Source organism: Streptomyces kanasensis (assembly GCF_043077165.1).
Lineage (GTDB): Bacteria > Actinomycetota > Actinomycetes > Streptomycetales > Streptomycetaceae > Streptomyces > Streptomyces changanensis.
Genome location: NZ_JBIBSF010000015.1, coordinates 1 through 24,590, shown reverse-complemented (window position 1 = coordinate 24,590; position 24,590 = coordinate 1). Strand labels below are relative to the sequence as shown.

Annotated in this window: 19 protein-coding genes; 16 read left to right on the top strand and 3 right to left on the bottom strand. The window is 71.5% G+C overall.

From position 1 onward, the window contains the following. Positions 1-30: 30 nt before the first annotated feature. From eccB to ACF053_RS28345, 7 genes are all read left to right on the top strand, one after another. Complete coding sequence (gene eccB / locus ACF053_RS28375; protein ID WP_391956610.1) at positions 31-1,563, top strand: type VII secretion protein EccB; 1,533 nt, start codon at positions 31-33, stop codon at positions 1,561-1,563. Between the two features lie 17 nt (positions 1,564-1,580). Beyond that, positions 1,581-2,921, top strand: coding sequence for a type VII secretion-associated serine protease mycosin (gene mycP / locus ACF053_RS28370; protein WP_391956609.1), 1,341 nt, complete (start codon positions 1,581-1,583; stop codon positions 2,919-2,921). 235 nt (positions 2,922-3,156) lie between these two features. Next, on the top strand, positions 3,157-3,579 hold the full coding sequence (locus ACF053_RS28365) for a hypothetical protein (protein ID WP_058943793.1): 423 nt from the start codon (positions 3,157-3,159) through the stop codon (positions 3,577-3,579). 5 nt (positions 3,580-3,584) lie between these two features. After that, on the top strand, positions 3,585-5,279 hold the full coding sequence (locus ACF053_RS28360) for a hypothetical protein (protein ID WP_391956608.1): 1,695 nt from the start codon (positions 3,585-3,587) through the stop codon (positions 5,277-5,279). A 26-nt stretch (positions 5,280-5,305) separates the two neighbouring features. Beyond that, positions 5,306-6,574 (top strand): S8 family serine peptidase, encoded by a 1,269-nt coding sequence (locus ACF053_RS28355; RefSeq protein ID WP_391956607.1) that lies wholly within the window; start codon positions 5,306-5,308, stop codon positions 6,572-6,574. Positions 6,575-6,662: 88 nt separating this feature from the next. Then, positions 6,663-7,022, top strand: a complete 360-nt coding sequence (locus ACF053_RS28350) for a WXG100 family type VII secretion target (RefSeq protein WP_058943790.1) — start codon at positions 6,663-6,665, stop codon at positions 7,020-7,022. 60 nt (positions 7,023-7,082) lie between these two features. After that, positions 7,083-7,385 carry a WXG100 family type VII secretion target gene (locus ACF053_RS28345; RefSeq protein WP_391956606.1) on the top strand — a complete coding sequence of 101 codons (303 nt, stop codon included), beginning with the start codon at positions 7,083-7,085 and terminating at the stop codon, positions 7,383-7,385. A 325-nt stretch (positions 7,386-7,710) separates the two neighbouring features. On the opposite strand, the gene eccCa is transcribed toward ACF053_RS28345, so the two are convergent. Beyond that, entirely contained in the window at positions 7,711-11,685 is a 3,975-nt protein-coding gene (eccCa, locus tag ACF053_RS28340; protein ID WP_391956605.1) for a type VII secretion protein EccCa, read from the bottom strand. A 396-nt stretch (positions 11,686-12,081) separates the two neighbouring features. Here eccCa and eccD point away from each other — a divergent pair, with 396 nt between their 5' ends. From eccD to ACF053_RS28310, 6 genes are all read left to right on the top strand, one after another. Next, positions 12,082-13,584 carry a type VII secretion integral membrane protein EccD gene (gene eccD, locus ACF053_RS28335; RefSeq protein ID WP_391956604.1) on the top strand — a complete coding sequence of 501 codons (1,503 nt, stop codon included), beginning with the start codon at positions 12,082-12,084 and terminating at the stop codon, positions 13,582-13,584. Between the two features lie 281 nt (positions 13,585-13,865). Beyond that, on the top strand, positions 13,866-14,156 hold the full coding sequence (gene rpsO / locus ACF053_RS28330) for a 30S ribosomal protein S15 (protein WP_003958228.1): 291 nt from the start codon (positions 13,866-13,868) through the stop codon (positions 14,154-14,156). Between the two features lie 416 nt (positions 14,157-14,572). After that, complete coding sequence (locus ACF053_RS28325) at positions 14,573-16,792, top strand: polyribonucleotide nucleotidyltransferase (RefSeq protein ID WP_058943788.1); 2,220 nt, start codon at positions 14,573-14,575, stop codon at positions 16,790-16,792. Beyond that, entirely contained in the window at positions 16,789-18,168 is a 1,380-nt protein-coding gene (locus ACF053_RS28320) for a M16 family metallopeptidase (RefSeq protein ID WP_391956603.1), read from the top strand. Before ACF053_RS28325 ends, ACF053_RS28320 begins: the two co-directional genes overlap by 4 nt. A 35-nt stretch (positions 18,169-18,203) precedes the next feature. Then, a complete protein-coding gene (dapB, locus tag ACF053_RS28315; RefSeq protein ID WP_391956602.1) occupies positions 18,204-18,956 on the top strand; it encodes a 4-hydroxy-tetrahydrodipicolinate reductase in 753 nt (250 codons plus the stop codon). A 5-nt stretch (positions 18,957-18,961) separates the two neighbouring features. Beyond that, positions 18,962-19,414, top strand: coding sequence for a hypothetical protein (locus ACF053_RS28310; protein WP_058943785.1), 453 nt, complete (start codon positions 18,962-18,964; stop codon positions 19,412-19,414). Positions 19,415-19,519: 105 nt separating this feature from the next. Here ACF053_RS28310 and ACF053_RS28305 read toward each other — a convergent pair whose 3' ends face one another. Next, a complete protein-coding gene (locus tag ACF053_RS28305) occupies positions 19,520-20,077 on the bottom strand; it encodes a hypothetical protein (RefSeq protein ID WP_391956601.1) in 558 nt (185 codons plus the stop codon). Positions 20,078-20,171: 94 nt separating this feature from the next. After that, positions 20,172-20,411: a hypothetical protein gene (locus ACF053_RS28300; protein ID WP_391956600.1), complete on the bottom strand. Its 240-nt coding sequence runs from the start codon at positions 20,409-20,411 to the stop codon at positions 20,172-20,174. 150 nt (positions 20,412-20,561) lie between these two features. On the opposite strand from ACF053_RS28300, the gene thyX reads away from it, so the two are divergent. From thyX to ACF053_RS28285, 3 genes are all read left to right on the top strand, one after another. Next, positions 20,562-21,329, top strand: a complete 768-nt coding sequence (gene thyX, locus ACF053_RS28295) for an FAD-dependent thymidylate synthase (protein ID WP_391956599.1) — start codon at positions 20,562-20,564, stop codon at positions 21,327-21,329. A 219-nt stretch (positions 21,330-21,548) separates the two neighbouring features. Beyond that, positions 21,549-22,448 (top strand): 4-hydroxy-tetrahydrodipicolinate synthase, encoded by a 900-nt coding sequence (gene dapA / locus ACF053_RS28290; protein ID WP_058943782.1) that lies wholly within the window; start codon positions 21,549-21,551, stop codon positions 22,446-22,448. A 111-nt stretch (positions 22,449-22,559) separates the two neighbouring features. Continuing rightward, positions 22,560-24,245: a ribonuclease J gene (locus ACF053_RS28285; protein WP_391956598.1), complete on the top strand. Its 1,686-nt coding sequence runs from the start codon at positions 22,560-22,562 to the stop codon at positions 24,243-24,245. The last annotated feature ends 345 nt before the right edge of the window (positions 24,246-24,590 follow it).

The window sequence follows — 24,590 nt, the reverse complement described above, 5'->3', positions numbered from 1 at the left end:
CAGCCCAGCGGGGAGAGGGACAGCGGACACATGGCATCGCGCCGGGACGAACTCAACGCCTACACCTTCGCGAAGCGGAGACTCGTCGCCCAATTCCTCCAGCCCAACGCCACCGGTTCCGAGGAGGGCGCGCCCCGCCCCCTGCGCGCGGTCCTGCCCGGGGTCATCGTCGGTGTCGTCGTCCTCGCCGTGTTCGGCGCGTGGGGCATGTTCCGCCCGGTCGCGCCCAAGAGCTGGGACAAGCCCGGCGAGAACGTCATCATCGCCAGCAAGTCCACGACCCGCTACGTGGTCCTGAAGACCGGCAGGACGACCCAGCTCCACCCCGTCCTCAACATGGCGTCCGCCAAGCTCCTGCTCCTCCCCGACAAGGGCACGGTCATCAAGGTCGACGAGTCGGTGCTCGACAGCGGCAAGATCCCGCACGGCGCCACCCTCGGCATCCCGTACGCGCCCGACCGGCTCCCCGAGCCGAAGGAGGCCGGTGCGGCGAAGCGGTGGGCCGTGTGCGAGCGCCCCGTGGAGGGCGGACGCGCCATCCAGAAGGCCGCGTTCGTCTTCGCCGAGCGCGAGAAGAACCGCACCGAGGGAAGCGACCGCCTCAGCGGCGGCGACCTCCTCTACGTCGAGGGCCCGGCCCCCGAGCGCACCCGCTACATCGTCGACGCCGGCGGCACCGCCTACCCGGTCGGCAAGAACGAGCTGCTCCTGCGTCAGCTCGTCGGCCAGGGCCGCGTCCCGCAGCGCGTCTCCGCGGCGTGGCTGGAGACCCTCCACAAGGGCGACGAGATCACCTTCCCCACCGTCGACGGGCGCCCCGGCGCCCCCGCCGACGCGCCCGGCGGCCTGGACGACGAGATCAACAGGGTCGGCATGGTCCTCACCGCGACCGACGGCACCAAGAAGCAGAGTTACGTCGTCCTGCCGGGCCGGGTGGCGCCCGTCTCCGACTTCACGGCGAAGCTGCTGCTGGCCAGCCGCGACCTCGTCGAGCTCGGCCAGAACGGCCAGGCGGCGTCGGTCAGCCCCGGCGCCTTCGTGCCGGGCGAGGCGTTCAACCAGGACAAGAAGTGGCCGCGGGCCGCACCCCGCGCCGTCAACTCCGCCGGCACGGGCGAGGGCAGCCGCAACACCGTCTGCAACGTCCTGCACGAGGTGGACGAGGACGACGGCTCCACCAAGCTCGCCACCTGGGCCGGCGAGGACTTCCCGGCGCCGCTGCCCACGGGCTCCAGCAGCGCCTACGTGACGCCCGGCGCGGGACAACTCTTCCGCCAGTTCACCGGCTCCCGCACCGACACCGGCTTCCTCTTCCTCGTCACCGACACCGGTCTGCGGTACGCGATGCAGTCCAACGGCGACAGCTCCGCCGGCGACTCCGGCATCGGCTCCTCCGGCTCCGACGAGGAGAAGCGGGCGCGCCTGCTGGAGGCGCAGCAGGCGCAGAACCGGCTCGGTTACAAGGACGTCGCCCCGGTGCCCGTACCGGCGGCCTGGTCCGCGTTCCTGCCGACCGGTCCCCGCCTGTCGACGTCCGCGGCGCGCCAGCCGCAGGGCTCGTGAGGCCGGAGGTCACCGCGATGAACCGAAACCGCACCCGCACCCGGATCCTCACCCCCGCCCGCGGCGCTTTCACCGGCGCCCGCGCCCACACCGAGGCCCGCGCCCTCACCGGCGCCCGCCCCGGCCCCGGCACCCGACGCCTGGTGACCGCGACGGCCGCCGCCGCGCTCACCGTCCTGTGCCTGCCCGCCGCCCCGGCCGCGGCGGACACGCCCGGCCAGTGCACCTTCCCGGCCGAACCGTACGAGGGCCGCCCGTGGGCCCTGCAGCGCGTCCTGCTCGACGAGGTGTGGAAGCAGTCCACGGGCAAGGGCGTGCGCGTCGCCGTCATCGACACGGGCGTCGACGTCCGCCACCCCCAGCTGAAGGCGGCCGTCGACACCAAGAGCGGCGTCAACCTCATCCCGAAGGACGCGAAGGACGAACACGGCAACAAGGTCGACCGGGGCAAGGAGGACGGGACGACCGACACCGTCGGCCACGGCACGAAGGTCGCCGGCATCATCGCCGCCCGCCCCGCGCCGGGCACCGGCTTCGTCGGACTGGCGCCCGACGCGACGATCATCCCCATCCAGCAGAACGACGCTACCGGCAACGGCACGGCCAAGACCCTGGCGACGGCGATCCAGCACGCGATCGACGAGAAGGCCGACGTCATCAACATCTCGCAGGACACGGCGAACGCCATCGAGCCGACGCCCCTGCTGAAGCAGGCCGTGCAGAAGGCCCTGGACGCGGAGATCGTCGTCGTCGCGTCGGCGGGCAACGACGGCATCGACGGCACCGACAAGAAGACGTACCCGGCCTCCTACGAGGGTGTCCTCGCCGTCGCCGCCTCCGACCGCAACAACGAGCGGGCCGCCTTCTCCCAGTCCGGCGACTTCGTCGGGATCGCCGCGCCGGGTGTGGACATGATCACAACGGTGCCGGGCGGCGGCCACTGCGCCGACAACGGCACGAGCTTCTCCGCCCCGTACGTCGCGGCCGTCGCCGCCCTCGTCAAGGCCAAGCACGACGACTGGACGCAGGAACAGATCGTCGCGCAGCTCCAGCAGACCGCGGAACGGTCGGTGGCCGGCCACGACCGGCTTGTAGGGTGGGGCGTCGTGGATCCGGTCCGGGCCCTGACGGAGGACGACAAGCCCCTGGAGGCCCCGGTCGCCCACGAGGGCGTCACCAAGGCGGAGCCGCCGACACCGGCCGCACTCCACCTGGGCGAGACGCCCGAACAGCGCGACGCCCGCCTCGCGACCTACGTCGTCGTGGGCGGCGGCGTCCTCGTCGCCGCCATCGCCGGTATCGCGGTCGCCATCCGCGACGCCCGCCGCCGCGGCTCCGTTCGCACGGCGAACGGTTGACGGTCGACGGCTGCCGGACGACCGGGGGCGACGGACGACCGGGGGGACCGCGATGACGGTGTACATGCAACCGGAGCCCCGCCTTCCGTCGTCCTCCGACGGAAGGCGCGTGACACACACGGCACTTGGGGCTGTCAGAGGCACTGGATAGAGTGACACGCGTGCGATCGGCACCTTGCTACACGAGTGCGAACGCAATGCGTGACAGCGGTGACAACGGGGAGGAAGACGGGTCATGGGCGACCTTGAGCGCGGCGCAGGCGCGCTGCAGAAATTCCAGTCGAGCATCAACGGCCTGCTGAGCGATCTCGAGACCGGTCCGGGCAGCAGCTCCAAGGTGGCCCAGCACACCGTGGAGCGCGGCGCCTTCAGCGGTGGCAACCTCCCCTTCGCGGAGGCCGACGGCTTCTACAAGCAGTACGCCCGCGTCCACAAGGAGCTGGTGTCCCTCTCCAAGCTCCTCGCCGACCAGATGGAACTGCTCCGCCTGGGCGTCCGCGCGACCGACGTCGGCCTGGACAACGTCGACGAGGACACCCGCCGCCGCTTCCACAGCATCGCCAGCCGGGTGGACGTGGCCGTCGACGCCCAGCAGGAGCGCGACAAGCAGCACAAGCCGGACGAGCAGTCCAACACCGTCGCGAAGGACATGGGGTAAGGCCGATGACGAGCGACGAGAAGAAGAACCAGAACCTCACGCCCGAGCAGCAGCAGGTCCAGGACGCTTCGACCATCAAGGCCCGCTTCACCGCCACCGACACCGCCGAGCGCCTCTCGGCCGCGTTCGAGCGCATGGGCATGGGCCCCGGCAGCGGTCCCGGCGGCCTCCTCGGCAAGTCGAACTTCGAGAACGCCCAGCTGAACGCCATCCTGGACGTCCTCGAAGCGGCCAACCCCAGCGACCTCGAAGCCGCGGGCGACGCCCTCCAGCAGGCGTGCAAGGAGCTCAACAAGGCCGCGAACGCGCTCAAGAAGGACGCCGCGGTCGTCGACCTCAAGGGCGAGGCGGGCAGCGAGTTCCAGCGGTACGCGGGCGAGCTCGCCACCTACACCTTCAACCTCGCGAGCTTCGCCAACGTCGTCGGCGCCCAGATGAAGGTCGCGAGCGAGGGCCTCACCTCCGTCCGCAACGCCAGGCCGCCCCGCGACGGCCGCCCTGACCCGAAGAAGCCCACGGAGTTCCCCCCGGACAAGCGCACGGCGGACAACGAGGACTACCAGAAGGCCGTCAAGGCGGAGCGCGACCGCCAGGAGGCGATCAACCAGATCAACCGCCTGGCGTCGTTCTACGCGGTCTCGGAGATGACCCTGGCCGGCCAGGAGCCCCCGAAGCTGCCGGACCGGTTGAAGGTGGACGTGCCGGCGCCCACCAGCCGTGGAGAGGTCTCGGGTAGCGGAGGCGCACGGGCGGCTGCTCTGCCAGGCGACCCCCAGGGGGGCGAGAGCGCGCCCCAGGTGGACAGGTCGCCCACGGGCTACACGGGCGGCGTGCTTCCTCGCAGGGACGTCCTGGGCCCGACACCACCTCCAGCGAGTCTCGACCCGTCGATGCGGATCGACACCGTCGCCACTCCACCCACGCCGACGCTGCCGACCTCAACGCCGCCTCCGAGCCCTGCCGGGCCCCCCAGTGGGGGCACCGGCCCGCTCATGCCGCCCGTGGCACCCGGACTGCCGAGCCAGGGTCGCAGGGGAGGCGGCGGCCGGTTCGCCAACCCGCCGTCCGTCCCCAAGACCGGTGGTCCCCCGCAGGCCGTGGGGCGTGCGGGTGGCGGCCAGAGCGGTCCTGTGGCACCCCGTCCGACCGGGCCGGGGCAGACGAACGTCGTCGGTCGGCCCACCGGCGCTCCGACGGCAGGCCCGCCCGGGCGCCCGAACGTGGTCGGCGGACCGGGACAGCAGCCCGTCACGGGACGCGCCACCTCCGGCCCTTCCGGTCCCATGACCGGCCGTGCGGGCGGCGGTCCGGCGCCGGCCGTCGGCAGGCCGACCGGCATCGTGGGCGGTACGCCACAGCAGCGCACGGCGTCGGGTCCCTCCGGTTCCGGCTCCCGCATCCCGCGTGGAACGGTGATCGGTGGCGAGGGCTCCGCCCAGGCGCGCGGTTCCGCCGTCCGTCCCGGTCAGAGCGGCGTGGTCGGCGCAGCGGGTGCGGCTGGTCCGCGTCCGGCTGGTCGCGGCACCCCGAGTGTCAACGGAGTGGTGGGTACGCCTCGAGGCGGTGTCGCACCCCGGGCCCAGCGGCCCGCGGGCAACGATGAGGAGAACACCGGCTCCGAGCGTCCGGACTACCTGATCGAAGACGAAGAGACATGGGCGGTGCGACGGCGTGGTGCCGTTCCGCCAGTGATCAACTGATCGTGCGAAAGGTGCAGGGAGCCAGGATGGCAGCAGGAAAGACGACGCGGTCGCGCAAGCGCCTGACGTGCAGCCTCGCGCTTGTGGGTGCGTGGGCCGTCGGGTTCGCCGGCCTGGCTCCCTCCGCCGCGGCCGCCGACATGCGTGCCGAGCAGTGGTACCTGGACGCGATGCACGTCGAGGACATCTGGAAGAAGAGCACGGGCAAGGGCATCAAGGTCGCCGTCATCGATTCGGGGGTCAACGCCTCCACCTCTGCTCTGAAGGGGCAGGTACTCGCAGGCCTTGATGCCACGAAGACCGATGGCAAGACGGACGACATCAGTGGCCACGGAACCACGATGGCCGAGTTGATCGCCGGTACAGGGCGTGGCGGCAGCGTGCAAGGGCTCGCGCCCGGGGCGAAGATCATTCCCTTCCGTACCAACATCGCGGGTTCGAAGAAGTTCGCCAAGAACCGGTGGGCCGTCGAGGACGCCATCCGGGCTGCGGCAGACAGCGACGCCAAGATCATCAACATGTCTTTCGCCTATCCCAGCAAGACACAGCGTCTGGCGGAAGCGGTCAAGTACGCGCACGCGAAGGGCAAGCTCCTGTTCGCTGGCGTGGGGAACAACGGAGCGGACGACAACGTGCGTCAGTTTCCCGCTGCCTTCCCGGAGGTCGTCGGGGTAGCCGCGACCACCAGCGAAGGGGTCGTCGCGGACTTCTCCCAGCATGGCGCCTATGTGGACATCGCGGCGCCTGGCAAGGACATCCCCGGTTGGTGTGACGCGAAGTTCACCGACTACTGCGTGGGCCAGTACGGCACCAGCCACGCCACCGCCATCGCCTCCGCCTCCGCCGCTCTCATCTGGTCCGCGCACCCCGACTGGACGGCCAACCAGGTGCTGCGCGTCATGTTCGAGAGCGCCGGCAAGGGCGAGGACTGGAAGGGCAAGGTCAGCAGCCACGCCGGCCACGGCGTGGTCCGCCCCAACGCCCACCTCACCCGCGGGCTGGGCAAGCCCGGCGATCCGGGTGTGAGTCCGCTCGCGGGCGAGAACACCGCGGCGGCCGACGGCGGTTCGTCCGCCTCGCCCGCCGCATCCGCCTCACCCGGCACGTCTGCACCAGGTTCGTCACAGAGCCCGCAGGACGCGCCCGCTCCCGGCTCGACCGTGGCAGGCTCCAGCGAGAACGCCGCGAAGGCCGACGACGGCATGCCGCTCGGCCTCGTGCTCGGCGGCGCCGCGGCCGTGGTCGTCGTGGCGGGAGGCGCCTTCGTCCTCGCCCGCAGGCGCCGCACCCCCTAGCCGGACCCACGAGCGGCGGGTCCGAGCCCGCCCGCATTCGACGGTGGTGAACCGGACCACCGAGACCCTCCAGAGAGGAAGACACCGCATGGCAGTCCAGAAGGTCAATGGCGTTGCGCTGAAGGGGCTCCAGGACGAGCTCTCCAGCAACTTCGACGACGTCAAGAGCCAGCTGTCCGTCCTGCAGGCCACGATCGACAGCCTGGAAGGCGCCTGGGCCGGTATCGGTGCCGGTGCGTTCAACCAGAAGCAGGACGCGATCAACCGGAACATGGTGGACATCGGCAAGCTCCTCCTGAACTACCAGGAGGCCATTCAGGCCGCGCGCACCATCGCGGGCAACACCGACACCGAGGTCGAGGCCGCCCTCCGCGGTGTCGACGTCGTCGACGGCTACTCCGGTGACGCCAAGGCCGAGGCCCGCACCTCGAACCTCAACAACTACTGATCCACCCCCGGCCGTGCACGTCTCGGCCGGTACACCAAGCTTGACGCGGTTGGAGGACCGATGGCGAACAACAACGACGGCACGATGATCGTCACTTACGCGCGGCTCGAGGACGCCGCGCGTGACATCAAGAAGCAGGCGGACCGCCTCGACCAGAGCCTGAAGGCCATCAAGGCCAAGATCAACTCGATCTCCGAGCTCTGGCAGGGTGACGCCCGCGAGGCGTACAACACCGCGCAGGCCGAGTGGGACCGCAAGGCGATGGCCATCCACACCTCGCTGATCCAGATCTCGAACGCGGTCCGCGAGGCGGCCCCGGCGTACCAGCAGGGCGACAAGAAGGCCGCGTCGAACTTCCAGTGAGCGCGCCAGGCCGCGAGCGGCCTGAGTGACAGGGGCGGACACGCGCGGGAGGTGTCCGCCCCTTCTCCATGCCCACGACCGACCCGGACCCCAGGGACAAGGACCCGAGGCAACGGGCCCCAGCCCCCAGCCGCGAGCCCCGAAGGCCCCAGGCCCGGAGCCACGCGACACCGGCACACGCCGAGGGGGCGCCCGCCACAGCGAGCGCCCCCAGCGCCGTACCAGGACCCGATCCAGGACCCGACCCCTACCCCGAGCCGTACTCCGGGCCCGAGACCGAGCCCAGGTCCGCGCCCGGACCCGGTACCCGTCCCGGCTACCGCCCCTACCGCACGTCCGACGGCATGAGGCCGGTCTGCACCAGCGGGTTGCCGCGCTGGCGGGAGACGAACACGCCGCGGCCCGGGGGCATCGGGCGGGGGCGGACCCCACCGAGCACCTCGCCCTCGTGCGGGTCGCCCGACAGGAGCACGCCCTGCGCGCCGAGCTCCATCATGCGCTGCATGAACGGCTCGTACGACGAGCGGCTCGCGCCCGCCGAGTTGCGGGCGATGATGAAGCGGACGCCGACGTCCCGGGCGAACGGGAGCAGTTCGGTGAGCGCCGCCAGCGGGTTGCCGCTGGACGTCGACACCAGGTCGTAGTCGTCCACGACGACGTACACCGACGGCCCCTGCCACCAGCTGCGGTCCCGCAGCTGCTGCGCGGTGACGTCCTCCGACGGGGTGCGGCGCCGCATCAGCCCCGACAGGGCCTCCACGTGGTGGTCCATGTTGTTGGACATCGGCACGTACTCGGCCAGGTGCGTCGCCGGGGTCGCGTCCAGCAGCGCGCGGCGGTTGTCGATGACGAACAGCTTGCAGCTGTCGCCGTCGTACCGCTCGCTCAGCTGCTTGATGAGCAGCCGCAGCAGGTTCGTCTTGCCGGACTCGCTCTCGCCGAAGACGAGGAAGAACGGGTCCTTCTCGAAGTTGACGAAGACCGGGGCCAGGTTGTTCTCGTCGATCGCGAAGGCGACGCCGCGCTCCGGCTGGGCGAAGCCCGCGGGGAGGTTCTGCGCCGGCAGTTCGCGCGGCAGGAGGCGTACGGCCGGGGCGCCCGGCAGCGTCCAGTGGCGGGACACCTCCTGCGCCATCGCCGCGGTCGCCTCCGACAGGTCGCTGTCGGAGTTGATGCTGTCGATGCGCGGCACCGCCGCCATGAAGTGCAGCTTCTCCGGCGTGAGTCCGCGACCCGGCACCCCGGCCGGGACGTTCTGCGCGACCCGGCGGTCCAGCTCGGAGTCCATCGGGTCACCGAGCCGCAGCTCCAGCCGGTTCATCAGGTGGTCCTTGAGATTGGCGCGCACCTCCATGGACCGGGACGCGGTGAGGACCAGGTGGATGCCGTAGCCGAGGCCGCGCGCCGCGATGTCCATCACGAGGTGCTCCAGCCCCTCGTAGTCGGTGCGGAAGCTGCCCCAGCCGTCGATGACGAGGAACACGTCGCCGAACGGCTGGTCCGTCACGGAGATGTCGCCGCGCGCCCGCAGCCGCCGGTACGTGCCGATCGAGTCGATGCCGGAGGCGCGGAAGTACTCCTCGCGGCGCGACAGGATGCCGTACACCTCGGCGACCGTGCGCCGCACCCGCTCGGGGTCGAGGCGGGAGGCCACGCCGCCCACGTGCGGCAGGCCGGCGACCGACGACAGGCCGCCACCACCGAAGTCGAGGCCGTAGAACTGCACCTCCTGCGGCGTGTGCGTGAGCGCGAACGCCGAGACGAGCGTCCGCAGCAGCGTCGACTTGCCGGACTGCGGGCCGCCCACGATCTGCATGTGGCCGGCCGCGCCGGAGAAGTCCCGGTACAGGGTGTCGCGGCGCTGCTCGAAGGGCTTGTCGACGACGCCCAGCGGCACGACCAGCCGGCCCGCGCCCTCGAAGCCCGGCTGGGTCAGCCCGCGGCCCGGCACCTCGGAGAGGCCCGGCAGCAGCTCGTCCAGCGGCGGCGGGTTGTCCAGCGGCGGCAGCCACACCTGGTGGGCCTCCACGCCGCGCCCCTCCAGCCGGCGCACGATGACGTCGAGGACCGAGTCGGCCAGCGCCTCGTCCTCCACCCGGCCGCCCTCCGGGCGGACCGCCCGCGCCGACGGCTGCACGTACCGGATCGGCACCGGCGCCGCCGTGAACGGCACCGGCCGCCGGTCCACCGGCAGGGGGCCGCCGGAGTCGGCCAGCGCCTGCGTGCCGGAGCGGTACACGCCGGAGACGTACGCGGCCTTGAACCGCACCATCTCGTCCGTGCCGTACTTCAGGTAGCCGGAACCCGGCACGTTCGGCAGGTGGTACGCGTCGGGCACCCCGATCGCCGCCCGCGACTCGGCCGTGGAGAAGGTCCGCAGACCGACCCGGTACGACAGGTACGTCTCCAGGCCGCGCAGCCGGCCCTCCTCCAGACGCTGCGACGCGAGCAGCAGGTGCACGCCGAGGGACCGGCCGATGCGGCCGATCTGCACGAACATCTCGATGAAGTCCGGCTTCGCGGTGAGCAGTTCGCTGAACTCGTCGATGACGAGGACGAGCGACGGGATCGGCTGCAGCGCGGCGCCCGCCGCGCGCGCCTTCTCGTAGTCGTGGATGTTCGCGTAGTTGCCCGCGTCGCGCAGCATCTCCTGACGGCGGTTGAGCTCGCCGCGGATGGAGTCGCCCATGCGGTCGACGAGCGTCAGGTCGTCCGCCAGGTTGGTGATGACGGCGGCGACGTGCGGCATCTGCGACATGCCGGCGAAGGTCGCGCCGCCCTTGAAGTCCGCGAGGACGAAGTTCAGCGTCTCCGACGAGTGCGTGACCGCGAGGCCCAGCACCAGCGTGCGCAGCAGCTCGGACTTGCCGGAACCGGTCGCGCCGACACACAGTCCGTGCGGGCCCATGCCCTCCTGCGCGGCCTCCTTCAGGTCGAGCATGACCGGCGAACCGTCCTCGCCGACGCCGATCGGCACGCGCAGCCGCTCCGACTGCGAACGCGGCCGCCAGGTGCGGCTGACGTCGACCGACGCGGCGTCGCCCAGGTTCAGCAGGTCGGTGAACTCCAGGTTCGCCAGCAGCGGCTCGTCGTCGTCCCCGCCCGACGCCACCCGCAGCGGCGCCATCTGCCGGGCGAGCGCCTCCGCCGCCTCCAGGCTCAGCCCGTCCGGCGTGCCCTCGTACACGTGACCGTGGCCCGACTCCAGGCGCAGCTCACCGGGGTGCACGACCACCGACAGCTGCCCGCGCGCCCCGGCGCCCTCACCGCGGACGACCTCGATGATCGTGACGCCCTGGAGGCCCTCCGGCGCGGCGAGCGGCGACATCGGCGGGACCGTCTGCCCGTCGAGGACCACCACCAGGTGCGGCTGGTCCAGCAGCGGGTTGTCCCCGCCGTGGAACCGCGGCCGCCCCTCCAGCAGCCCGGCGAGGAGGTCCTGCAGGTCCGTCGGGTCCGTCGTGATGAGACGGCGCGTGCCCGCCCCGTCGACCGCGCCGCGCGCCTGCACGTGCGGCAGCCACTTGGCCCACTCCCACTGGGCGGCCGCGTCCTGACCCGTCGCGACGGCGACGACCAGGTCCTCCGGCGAGTGCAGCGACGCCAGCGAGCCGACCATCGCGCGCGCGGCGGCCCGTACCGACTCCTGCTCACCACTCACCGTGACGTGGTAGAACGCCCGCAGCGACACCGCCATGGGCAGCCCGTCGAGCGTGCCGTGCGTGGTCAGGAAGCGGCGCATCGCCCCGGCGGTCAGCGGCTCCAGGTCGTCCACCGGCGCCGTCTCCGGGGGGACGAGGGGCGTGGCCAGCTGCTGGCTGCCCAGGCCGACGCGGACCTGACCGAAGTCGTCGTCGCCCACGCGCCGCTCCCACACCCGGCTGCCCTCGGCGACGAGCGCCCACAGCTGCTCGGGGGAGGGGTGCAGGTAGAACTGGGCGTCCCGCTGGATCCGCGCCGTCCGCAGCACCGCGCGCCGCGTCTGGTTCAGGTACGTCAGGTAGTCGCGCCGCAGGTCCGCCAGCTGCCCCTGCGTGCCGCGCCGGTAGCGCACCAGCATGGCGATGCCCATGCCCAGGGTCGACGCGATCATGACCATGCCCATGATCCGCATGATCGGGTTCGGCGTCATGAAGAAGAACACGACGGACCCGCCCATGCCGAGCATCGGCAGGATCTGCATCAGAGCGCCCTCCTGCTGCCCGCGGGGCAGTTCGGGAGGTGGTTGCACCTGCACCTGGGTACTGGGCACTTCGGACGGCAGGACCCGTGGTGGGCGCTTGACGACGATCTGACTCACAGCTCACCAATTCCCTTGCCGGACGGAAACGTTCCTATCGGCGCCCCCGTGGCGACGGGTTCCATCCGCGGATGGGGATCCTACTTGCGTGGGGGTCGGGGGCCGGGCGGTAGGGTGACGCGACGGATTTGCGCAGCCGTGAACTACCGCAAAACAAAGGACATTCGGAGCGCATCCCGGGCAACGCGTCCGTGGCGGCGCCGGGACCCGGCCGTACGGGCCCCGAACGCCACCGGGCCGGACCCCGCACGACGGGGCGCCGGTCCCGGTTCCGCGACGTCCCGGACCACCGCGCCACGGAGAACCACCGCGCCACGGAGAACCACCGGGCCACGGAACCACCGGGCCACGGGAACCACCGGGCCACAGAACCACGAGGGGAAGCAGAAGGTGAGCATGACGGCCCCAGCGGCGGCCACCACGACCGGTCACCCGGGTCCCGCGACGCCGTCCGGCGGCGGAACCGGCTTCTGCCGCGTCACCGTCGTCGCGCCGGACGGGCGCGTCGACGTGGCGCTGCCCGAGGACATCCCGGTCGCCGACCTGTACCCGGAGATCCTCAGGCTCTCCGGCCAGAGCCCGGTCGAGGGCGGCCCGGTCGGGTACCACCTGGTGCGCCGCGACGGGACGGTGCTCGACGCCGCCCGCTCGCTGGCCGCGCAGCGCATCCTCGACGGGGAACTGCTCTCCCTGCGGCCCTTCGCCGAGTCGCTGCCCCCGGCGGTCTTCGACGACGTCTCGGACGCCGTCGCCTCCGCCGTCGCCCGCGACCGCAGGTTCTGGACCGACGGCCTGATGCGCGGCTCCGGCCTCTTCGGCGGCTCGGTGCTGCTCGTCCTGCTCGCGTTCGTCCTGTGGCAGGCCGACCCGCGCCACGACATGCACGGCCTGCCCGGCGTCCTCGCCGGCGTCGCCGCGCTCCTCCTCCTCTCCCTCGCCTGCGTCCGCGCCCGCGTGTACGAGGACCGCGGCTCGGCCGTCGCCCTCGGCGTCGGCGCGATGGCGAGCGCCGCCGTCGGCGGCTCCGGGCTGCTGTCGCTCGCCGCCGGGCACGGGCCGGGCCGGCTGCAGTTCCTCCTCGCCTGCGCCGCCGTGCTCGTCACGTCGCTGATCCTCATGCTGGTCGCCCCGGCCGGTGACAGCCCGTTCGTCGCGTTCGTCTTCGCCTCGACCGTGGGACTGATCGTCTCCTTCGTCGCGATCCTCACCGGCATGACGCCCGTCGAGACCGCCGCCGTGTGCCCGCCCGTCGCCGCCGGCGCCCTGGCGTTCCTGCCGAGCCTGTCGACCCGCTTCGCCCGTCTGCCCATCGGCTTCGACCCGCCCCGCACCGCCGTCGGCGGGTACGACGCCGGCGACACCGCGCCGCAGGGCCCCGTCGACGCCGCCCGCATCGCCGCCCAGGCCCGCCGCGGCCACGAGCTCCTCGTCGGCCTCGTCGGCGGCTGCGCCCTGGTCACGGTGACCGCGGCCGGCGTGCTCGGCTTCTCCGACAACGTCTGGGGCCAGCTGCTCGCCCTGGCCGCGGGCATCGCGATGATGACGCGCGCGCACCTGTTCCGTTACTCGGCGCAGGTCGGCTGCGCCCTCGCGGCCGGGCTCGGCTCCCTCGTCCTCCTCGGCCTCGGCCTGGCCGTCAACCCGCCGGGCGACATCGTCCGCGCCGCGCTGCGCGGGGACGGCGGGGCGCTCGACCTGCGCACGGTCTGGCTCGCCGCCGCCATCGCCGCCATCGCCGCCCTGATCGTCGCCATCGGGCTGATCGTGCCGAACAAGGGCGTCACCCCCTTCTGGGGTCGCTTCCTGGAGATCGCCGAGGGCTTCTTCCTGCTCACGCTGGTCCCGCTCTGCCTCGCGGTCTTCGACGTGTACCACTCCATCCGCGCCCTCACCTCCTGAGGGCCCCCGAACACCCCGCCCGGCCCCGGCCCCCGGCCCGCACGCCCGCCCGGCCCGTCCACCCGGCCTCAGGGGGCGGGCCGGGTGGACGGGCCCCGGCCAGGGGCCACGTCCGGCGGACCCGCGCCGGCTGGTACGCTGTGTGACGGCCGTTTGTGTACGCGCCCCCGGAGCATCTGGGAGCAGCGCTCATCGTGCCTTCGCCCCCGAGTCACGGAAGTCCCCCTGAGATCAAGACCAGGGGCACTCGCGGGCGCATCGAACACCCTGAGGAGTACCGAGTGTCTCTCGACGCCGCCACGAAGAAGCAGATCATGGCCGAGTTCGGCACCAAGGAGGGCGACACCGGCTCCCCCGAGGTCCAGGTCGCGATGCTCTCCCGCCGCATCTCGGACCTGACCGAGCACCTCAAGACGCACAAGCACGACCACCACTCCCGTCGTGGTCTGCTGATCCTCGTCGGCCAGCGCCGCCGCCTGCTGCAGTACCTGGCCAAGAAGGACATCCAGCGCTTCCGCGCCCTGGTGGACCGCCTCGGCATCCGCCGCGGTGCGGCCGGCGGCGCCAAGTAAGACGCCGTGAAGGGAGCGGTTCCCGACCGACCGGGAGCCGCTCCTTTTGCTGTACGCGTGTAATCCACGCGGCGACCGGACATGCGATCCTGGGTGGAAGCTCAGTAATCTGGTCGCACGACGACACAACGGAACACCGCACGACCCACACACCGCATGTCGTGGCGCCGCACGGCGACACGACATGACGCCACCGTGACGCGCACCCCGCGCGGTCGCGGTGCAAGCGGAGGGACGCCCCCCGCCGTCGCCGGTCCTCGGTAGTGGCCCCCGGGCCCCACGGGACGCAGTCCCAGGGGTACACCCGGGTGCTTCGATCGAAGACCGGCCCGCACAGAAGGCGCATCTCTCCGCCCCCGTCCCGCGCCACACGGGCGCCGGGGCGAAAAGACGACGAGTAGACGGAGACATCGTTGGTGGAGAACGAGACCCACTACGCCGAAGCCGTGATCGACAACGGTTCCTTCGGCACCCGCACCATCCGCTTCGAGACGGGCCGCCTGGCCAAGCAGGCCGCCGGCTCCGCCGTCGCGTACCTGGACGACGACACCATGGTGCTGTCGGCCACGACCGCGTCGAAGAAGCCCAAGGACCAGCTCGACTTCTTCCCCCTGACGGTGGACGTCGAGGAGCGGATGTACGCCGCCGGCAAGATCCCCGGCAGCTTCTTCCGCCGTGAGGGCCGGCCCTCCGAGGACGCGATCCTCACCTGCCGCCTGATCGACCGCCCGCTGCGCCCCTCCTTCAAGAAGGGCCTGCGCAACGAGATCCAGATCGTCGAGACGATCATGGCGCTCAACCCCGACCACCTGTACGACGTGGTCGCCATCAACGCCGCCTCCTGCTCCACGCAGCTGGCCGGTCTGCCCTTCTCCGGCCCGATCGGCGGCACCCGCGTCGCCCTGATCAACGGCCAGTGGGTCGCGTTCCCGACGCACACCGAGCTCGAGGACGCCGTCTTCGACATGGTCGTCGCCGGTCGCGTCCTGGAGGACGGCGACGTCGCGATCATGATGGTCGAGGCCGAGGCCACCGAGAAGACCGTCGAGCTCGTCAAGGGCGGCGCCGAGGCGCCGACCGAGGAGGTCGTCGCCGCCGGTCTCGAGGCCGCGAAGCCCTTCATCAAGGTCCTGTGCAAGGCCCAGTCGGACCTCGCCGCCAAGGCCGCCAAGCCGGTCGGCGAGTTCCCGGTCTTCCTCGACTACCAGGACGACGTCCTGGAGGCGCTGACCGCCGCGGTGAAGAGCGAGCTGTCGCAGGCGCTCACCATCGCCGGCAAGCAGGAGCGCGAGGCCGAGCTCGACCGCATCAAGGAGATCGCCGCCGAGAAGCTGCTCCCGCAGTTCGAGGGTCGCGAGAAGGAGATCTCCGGCGCGTACCGCGCGCTGACCAAGAAGCTGGTCCGCGAGCGTGTCATCAAGGACAAGGTCCGCATCGACGGCCGTGGCCTGACGGACATCCGCACGCTGGCCGCCGAGGTCGAGGCCATCCCGCGCGTGCACGGCTCGGCGCTGTTCGAGCGTGGCGAGACCCAGATCCTGGGCGTCACCACCCTCAACATGCTCCGCATGGAGCAGATGCTGGACACCCTCTCCCCGGTGACCCGCAAGCGCTACATGCACAACTACAACTTCCCGCCGTACTCCGTCGGTGAGACCGGCCGCGTCGGTTCGCCGAAGCGCCGCGAGATCGGCCACGGCGCGCTCGCCGAGCGCGCGATCGTGCCGGTCCTCCCGACGCGCGAGGAGTTCCCGTACGCGATCCGCCAGGTGTCCGAGGCCCTCGGCTCCAACGGCTCGACGTCCATGGGTTCGGTCTGCGCCTCCACCATGTCCCTGCTGAACGCCGGTGTGCCGCTGAAGGCCCCCGTCGCCGGCATCGCCATGGGCCTCATCTCCGAGGAGATCGAGGGCAAGACGCACTACGTCGCGCTCACCGACATCCTCGGTGCCGAGGACGCCTTCGGCGACATGGACTTCAAGGTCGCCGGCACCAAGGAGTTCGTCACCGCCCTCCAGCTCGACACCAAGCTGGACGGCATCCCGGCGTCCGTCCTGGCCGCGGCCCTCAAGCAGGCCCGCGACGCCCGCCTCCACATCCTCGACGTGATGATGGAAGCGATCGACACGCCGGACGAGATGTCCCCCAACGCCCCGCGGATCATCACCGTGAAGATCCCCGTGGACAAGATCGGTGAGGTCATCGGCCCCAAGGGCAAGATGATCAACCAGATCCAGGAGGACACCGGCGCCGAGATCACGATCGAGGACGACGGCACGATCTACATCGGTGCCCAGGTCGGCTCGCAGGCCGAGGCCGCCCGCGCCACGATCAACGGCATCGCCAACCCGACCATGCCGGAGGTCGGCGAGCGCTACCTGGGTACGGTCGTCAAGACCACCACCTTCGGTGCGTTCGTCTCCCTGATGCCCGGCAAGGACGGCCTGCTGCACATCTCGCAGATCCGCAAGCTCGCCGGTGGCAAGCGCGTGGAGAACGTCGAGGACGTGCTCGCGGTCGGCTCCAAGGTCCAGGTCGAGATCGCCGAGATCGACCAGCGCGGCAAGCTCTCCCTCATCCCCGTGATGGCGGACGAGGACGGCGCCGAGGGCGACAAGGACGACACCGACCAGTGACGTCCCGTAGTTCGAAGGCGACGGCCCGCACCTCCTCGGAGGCGCGGGCCGTCGCCCGTACCCAAACGCTCCTCCCGGGCCGCGACGGCATCGGCACCGTCCGCCGCACCACCCTCCCGGGCGGTCTGCGCGTCGTGACCGAGACGCTGCCGTCCGTGCGCTCCGCCACCTTCGGCATCTGGGCGCACGTCGGGTCCCGCGACGAGACGCCGACCCTCAACGGCGCCACGCACTACCTGGAACACCTCCTCTTCAAGGGCACCCGCGGACGCAGCGCCCTCGACATCTCCTCCGCCGTCGACGCGGTGGGCGGCGAGATGAACGCCTTCACGGCGAAGGAGTACACCTGCTACTACGCGCGGGTGCTCGACACGGACCTGCCGCTCGCCATCGACGTGGTGTGCGACATGCTCACCGGCTCGCTGATCCGCGAGGAGGACGTCGACGCCGAGCGCGGCGTCATCCTCGAGGAGATCGCGATGACCGAGGACGACCCGGGTGACGTCGTCCACGACCTCTTCGCCCGGACGATGTTCGGCGACACGCCCCTCGGGCGGCCCGTCCTCGGCACGGTCGACACGATCAACGCCCTCACCCGGGACCAGATCGCCCGCTTCTACAAGAAGCACTACGACCCCACGCACCTCGTCGTCGCCGCCGCGGGCAACGTCGACCACGCCACCGTCGTCCGCCTGGTCCGCCGTGCCTTCGAGAAGGCCGGCGCCCTCGGCCGCACGGACGCCACCCCGGTCGCCCCGCGCGACGGGAGCCGCGCGATCCGCACGGCCGGCCGCGTCGAGCTGGTGGGCCGCAGGACCGAGCAGGCGCACGTCGTCCTCGGCATGCCCGGCCTCGCCCGCACCGACGACCGCCGCTGGGCCCTCGGCGTGCTGAACACCGCCCTGGGCGGCGGCATGTCGTCCCGCCTCTTCCAGGAGGTCCGCGAGAAGCGCGGCCTGGCCTACAGCGTGTACTCGTACACCTCGGGCTTCGCCGACTGCGGCCTGTTCGGCGTGTACGCGGGCTGCCGCCCGAGCCAGGTCCACGACGTGTTGCGGATCTGCCGCGACGAGCTCGACCTGGTCGCCCGCGAGGGCCTCACCGACGACGAGGTCCACCGCGCCGTCGGCCAGCTCTCCGGGTCGACCGTCCTCGGCCTGGAGGACACCGGGGCCCTGATGAACCGCATCGGCAAGAGCGAGCTGTGCTGGGGCGACCAGATGTCGGTCGACGACATGCTCGCCCGCATCGCGGCGGTCACCCCGGACGACGTCCGCGCGGTGGCGTCCGACCTCCTGGGACAGCGGCCCTCGCTCGCGGTGATCGGCCCGCTCAAGGACAAGCAGGCGGACCGCCTCCACACGGCCGTCTCCTGAACCGACCCCCCGCCGCAACCCGTAAGGAAGCAAGCATGAGCAAGCTGCGCGTGGCCGTCCTCGGCGCCAAGGGCCGCATCGGCTCCGAGGCGGTACGAGCCGTGGAGGCCGCGGACGACATGGAGCTCGTCGCGGCCCTCGGCCGGGGCGACTCGCTGGACGCGCTCACCGAGTCAGGCGCCCAGGTCGCCGTCGAACTGACCACGCCGGACTCGGTGATGGACAACCTCGACCACTGCCTCCGCCACGGCATCCACGCCGTCGTCGGCACGACGGGCTGGACCGACGAACGCCTCGCGCACCTGCGCGCCGGGCTGGACGCCAGCCCCGGCACGGGTGTCCTCATCGCCCCGAACTTCTCCATCGGCGCCGTGCTGACGATGAAGTTCGCGCAGCTCGCCGCCCCCTACTTCGAGTCCGTCGAGGTCGTCGAGCTGCACCACCCGCGGAAGGTCGACGCCCCCTCGGGCACCGCCACGCGCACCGCGCAGCTCATCGCCGCCGCCCGCGCCGAGGCGGGCTGCGCCCCGCAGCCCGACGCGACCACCACGGCCCTGGAGGGAGCGCGCGGCGCCGACGTCGACGGCGTCCCCGTCCACTCCGTACGCCTGCGCGGCCTGCTCGCGCACCAGGAGGTCCTCCTCGGCGGGGAGGGCGAGACGCTCACCGTCCGCCACGACTCGCTGCACCACAGCAGCTTCATGCCGGGCATCCTGCTGGGCTGCCGCCGCGTCGTCACCACTCCGGGCCTCACCTTCGGCCTGGAGCACTTCCTCGACCTCGGCTGACCCCCATGGGCGCGAAGATCACGTATTTCGTCATGGCCGCCTTCCTGGCGGTCTGGTTCGTCCTGGTCGGCGGCCGGGGCCTGGCGCTGATCCGGCAGGGCACCGCGGTCACCGTCGTCCTCGGGGTCGCGGCGCTCGTGCTGCCGGCGATCGGCGTGTGGTTCCTGTGGATGAACACCCGGTTCGTCACCCGGGCCAACCGCCTGGCGGCCGAGCTGGAGGCGGAGGGCGGCCTGCCCGTCGACGAACTGCGCCGCACCCCCGACGGCCGGATCGACCGCGACTCCGCCGACGAGGTGTTCGCCCGGCGCCGCGCGGAGACCGAGGACACCCCGGGCGACTGGCGGTGCTGGTTCCGGCTCGCCGTCGCCTACCGCGACGCACGCGACACCCCGCGGGCCCGCAAGGCGATGCAGCACGCCATCGCGCTCCACGACGGCCGCCCCACCCCGCACTGAGCCGGTCCCGTCCGCCTCGGCGACCGACGCGGACGGACCCGTCCCGGCACGCCACCGGCGCCGCACCCGGAAGGGGTACAGCGCCGGCGGCACGGGAGGCACCCCCTACGAGGCCGGGGTGTACTCCGCGTTCCACGCCTCGACGGTGTCGGCCGCCCGGTCGAAGGCCTCCACGCGCGACAGGAAGTCGGCGTTGTGGTCGGTCAGCAGCGTCAGCGGCTCCCCGTCCCCCTGCCGGTGGAGCACCAGGGCCTGGCCCTGCACGGTGCGCGGCAGGCCGAGCCACCGCACGGGCTGCTGGACGGTACGGACCGACGCGGCACGCGACCACGGCACCGTGGTCGTGCGGAAGAACCGCACGCGCCGCACGCCGTGCCGGCTGACCCACGTGCCGACGCGCAGCAGCCGCAGGGCGACCAGCACGACCAGCACCGCGGCGCCCAGGCACACGCCCGCCGCGGGCAGCGCCCCGGCCACGGCGATGATCAGCGTCGCCAGCAGCATGAACGAGGCGATCAGCAGGGCCAGGGCGGCGGCCACGACCCGCCAGGGGCCCGGCCGGTAGGGGCGACGCCACTGGTCGTGGTCGTCGTCGAACGGCAGCGCCGTGTCGTCGCTCGCGGCGTCGAAAGCACGGTCGGCCGTCAGGAAGGGCAGGGGCACGGCTGTTCCTTAACTCTTTGCACGCTCGTTCGGGCTGTGCCCGGTGAGGCTACCCAGCGCCCCCGGGCCCGGCCACAGCAGGGGCGCATACGGGTCAACGGCCCTCGGCGGCCTCGGACTGCTGGGTGTGCCCGGCCGACGGGCCCGCCTGCATCGCCGGCATCCCGAAGAGCAGCGACCCCACGAGCCCGGCCACCACGGTCAGCCCGATCAGGGTACGACCGGCGACCTCCGGGAGACTGGGACGCTGCCGGGCCGGAGGGGTGACGTTACTGCGGAAGCGGTCGGACTCGGCGACGAACGCGAACGGGACTGCCTCACGCCGGCGGAACATCGGGGTTCTCCTTCGGTGGCTTGTGGGTGCTTCGGGGCTGCTACCCCTTCAGACGCGTGTACGCACCGTTTGGTGCCCGTGAATCGATCTCGGTCCGGCAACGTAGAGTGGGCGCGCCCCGTGCGACGCGACTTCGGAAGGACCCCGCCGGTGACCGACACCCCCGCCGCGACCCCCCAGCAGCCCGAGGAGCCCCCGGCGCTCCGGCCGAGCTTCCGCAGCGACGTGACCGTCGAACTGGTCAAGCACAGTGCGGCCGACTCCGACGTGCTGTGGGCGGCGCGGGTCTCGACGGCGGGCGAGCAGTCCCTCGACGAGCTGAGCAAGGACCCGGAGCGCTCCAAGGGCCTGATCAACTACCTGATGCGGGACCGGCACGGCAGCCCCTTCGAGCACAACTCGATGACCTTCTTCATCAGCGCCCCCATCTTCGTGTTCCGCGAGTTCATGCGGCACCGCGTGGGCTGGTCGTACAACGAGGAGTCGGGCCGCTACCGGGAGCTGGAGCCGGTCTTCTACGTCCCGGACACCGGCCGGAAGCTGGTCCAGGAGGGCCGCCCGGGCAAGTACGTCTTCGTCGAGGGCACGGAGCAGCAGCACAAGCTGGTCTCCCACACGATGGAGGAGTCGTACGTCCGGGCGTACACCGCGTACCAGGAGATGCTGGCCGCCGGCGTCGCCCGCGAGGTGGCCCGCGCGGTCCTGCCGGTCGGCTTGTTCTCGTCCATGTACGCCACGTGCAACGCCCGCTCGCTGATGCACTTCCTCGGGCTGCGCACCCAGCACGAGCTGGCCAAGGTGCCGTCGTTCCCGCAGCGCGAGATCGAGATGGTCGGGGAGCGGATGGAGGCCGAGTGGGCGAAGCTCATGCCGCTCACCCACGCCGCCTTCAACAAGAACGGCCGCGTGGCGCCGTAGCACCGCCCGTCCCGGACCCGCCGGAATTCCGTTCCGGGTCCTGTACGGATGTACGGATCAGCCGTCTGAAGTGTCCGTATTGCGGCATTCTGCGAAGTTCATCTAGGCTGATCAAACGGACCCGGCACTGCTTGAACCCCCGAGCAGGCAGTGCCGGGCTCCTCTTCCGCACGTCCCCGAGGGGACCCCTGGCGCTGAGCAGCGAGTAGCGTGTTACCCATGGCTCCGATCTCCACTCCGCAGACCCCCTTCGGGAGGGTCCTCACCGCCATGGTCACGCCGTTCACGGCGGACGGCGGACTCGACATCGACGGCGCTCAGCGGCTCGCCGCCCACCTCGTCGACGCAGGCAACGACGGCCTGATCGTCAACGGCACCACCGGCGAGTCCCCGACCACCAGCGACGCGGAGAAAGACCAGCTCGTACGGGCGGTCCTGGAGGCCGTGGGCGACCGGGCCCACGTCGTCGCCGGCATCGGCACCAACGACACCCGGCACACCCTGGAGCTCGCCCGCGCCGCCGAACGCGCCGGCGCGCACGGCCTGCTCGCCGTCACGCCGTACTACAACAAGCCCCCGCAGGAGGGCCTGTACCGGCACTTCTCGGCCATCGCCGACGCCACCGAGCTGCCCGTGATGCTCTACGACATCCCCGGCCGCAGCGGCGTCCCGATCGACACCCAGACGATCGTCCGCCTCGCCGAGCACCCGCGCATCGTCGCCAACAAGGACGCCAAGGGCGACCTGGGCCGCGCCAGCTGGGCCATCGCCCGCTCCGGCCTCGCCTGGTACTCCGGCGACGACATGCTCAACCTGCCGCTGCTCTCCGTGGGCGCCGTCGGCTTCGTCTCCGTCGTCGGCCACGTCGTCACCCCCGAGCTGCGCGCCCTCCTGGACGCCCACCTCACCGGCGACGTCCAGAAGGCGACCGAGATCCACCAGCAGCTGCTCCCCGTCTACACCGGCATGTTCCGCACCCAGGGCGTGATCACCACCAAGGCCGCCCTGGCCCTCCAGGGACTCCCGGCCGGCCCGCTGCGCCTGCCCCTGGTGGAGCTCTCCCCGGCCGAGACCGCCCAGCTCAGGAGCGACCTCGCCGCCGGCGGGGTAGAGGTGTGACAACGGACTTCACAACTCCACAGACAACAGAACAGTCCTACGCACACGCATGAAAAGTCACCCGCGCCACGTGTCTGAGCGGCACGTGGCGCGCGTGGTGAGGAGAGTCTTTTGAGTCATCCGCATCCTGAACTCGGTGCCCCGCCCAAGCTCCCCCAGGGCGGCCTGCGCGTCACCCCGCTGGGCGGTCTCGGTGAGATCGGCCGCAACATGACGGTCTTCGAGTACGGCGGCCGCCTGCTGATCGTCGACTGCGGCGTCCTCTTCCCGGAGGAGGAGCAGCCGGGCGTCGACCTGATCCTGCCGGACTTCACGACGCTGAAGGACCGCCTCGACGACATCGAGGCGGTGGTCCTCACCCACGGGCACGAGGACCACATCGGCGGCGTGCCGTACCTGCTCCGCCTGAAGCCCGACATCCCGCTGATCGGCTCCAAGCTGACCCTCGCCCTCATCGAGGCGAAGCTCCAGGAGCACCGCATCCGCCCCTACACCCTGGAGGTGGCCGAGGGGCACCGGGAGGTCCTGGGCGCGTTCGACTGCGAGTTCATCGCGGTCAACCACTCCATCCCGGACGCCCTCGCCGTCGCCATCCGCACGCCCGCGGGCATGGTGGTGCACACGGGCGACTTCAAGATGGACCAGCTCCCGCTGGACAACCGCCTCACCGACCTGCACGCGTTCGCCCGCCTCAGCGAGGAGGGCATCGACCTCCTGTTGTCGGACTCGACCAACGCCGAGGTGCCGGGCTTCGTCCCGCCGGAGCGCGACATCTCGAACGTGCTGCGGAACGTCTTCGCGAACGCCCAGAAGCGCATCATCGTGGCGAGCTTCGCCAGCCACGTGCACCGCATCCAGCAGATCCTGGACGCCGCCCACGAGTACGGGCGCCGCGTGGCGTTCGTCGGCCGCTCGATGGTCCGCAACATGGGCATCGCCCGCGACCTGGGCTACCTGCGGGTGCCGCCGGGCCTGGTCGTCGACGTCAAGACGCTGGACGACCTGCCCGACCACGAGGTCGTGCTCGTCTGTACCGGCTCGCAGGGCGAACCGATGGCGGCCCTGTCCCGCATGGCCAACCGGGACCACCAGATCCGCATCGTCCAGGGCGACACGGTCATCCTGGCGTCGTCCCTGATCCCGGGGAACGAGAACGCGGTCTACCGCGTGATCAACGGCCTGACCCGCTGGGGCGCCAACGTCGTCCACAAGGGCAACGCCAAGGTCCACGTCTCGGGCCACGCCTCCGCCGGCGAGCTGCTGTACTTCTACAACATCTGCCGGCCGAAGAACCTGATGCCGGTCCACGGCGAGTGGCGCCACCTGCGGGCCAACGCGGAGCTCGGCGCGCTGACCGGCGTACCGAAGGACCGCATCGTCATCGCCGAGGACGGCGTCGTCGTCGACCTGGTCGGCGGCAAGGCGAAGATCGTCGGCAAGGTCCAGGCCGGCTACGTGTACGTGGACGGCCTCTCGGTCGGCGACGTCACGGAGGGCGCGCTGAAGGACCGCCGCATCCTGGGCGAGGAGGGCATCGTCTCGGTCTTCCTCGTCGTGGACTCCACGTCCGGCAAGATCGTCGGCGGCCCGTTCGTCCACGCCCGCGGCTCGGGTATCGACGACGCGGCGTTCGACGCGGTCCTCCCGAAGGTGGGCGAGGCGCTGAACAAGTCGGCGCAGGACGGCGTGGTGGAGCCGCACCAGCTCCAGCAGCTGATCCGCCGCGTCATCGGCAAGTGGGTGTCGGACACCTACCGCCGCCGGCCGATGATCCTGCCCGTGGTGGTCGAGGTCTGACCCCTTACCAGGGCAAACGGAGCGGGGCGACCTCGATTTGCATCGGGGCGCCCCGCTCCAGTAGGTTTACGGCTCCGCCCGAGGGGAACCCGACATGGCTACGTGCCGGAGGGGCCGCCCGGAACCGGGCGGGAATTCCGACTCAGAACCTCTGATAAAGTCGGGACGCGCCGAAAGGCAAAGGCCCCCAACGGCCACCGGAAATGAAATCCGAACCGGAAACGGAACGGAAAACGGATCTGGTAGGGTTGGAACCGCCGGAAAGGGAAACGCGAAAGCGGAGAACGGCCCGGCAGCCCGCTCCAGCGGGTGGCAGGAACGAGAAATCGGATCTGCTAGGCTGGA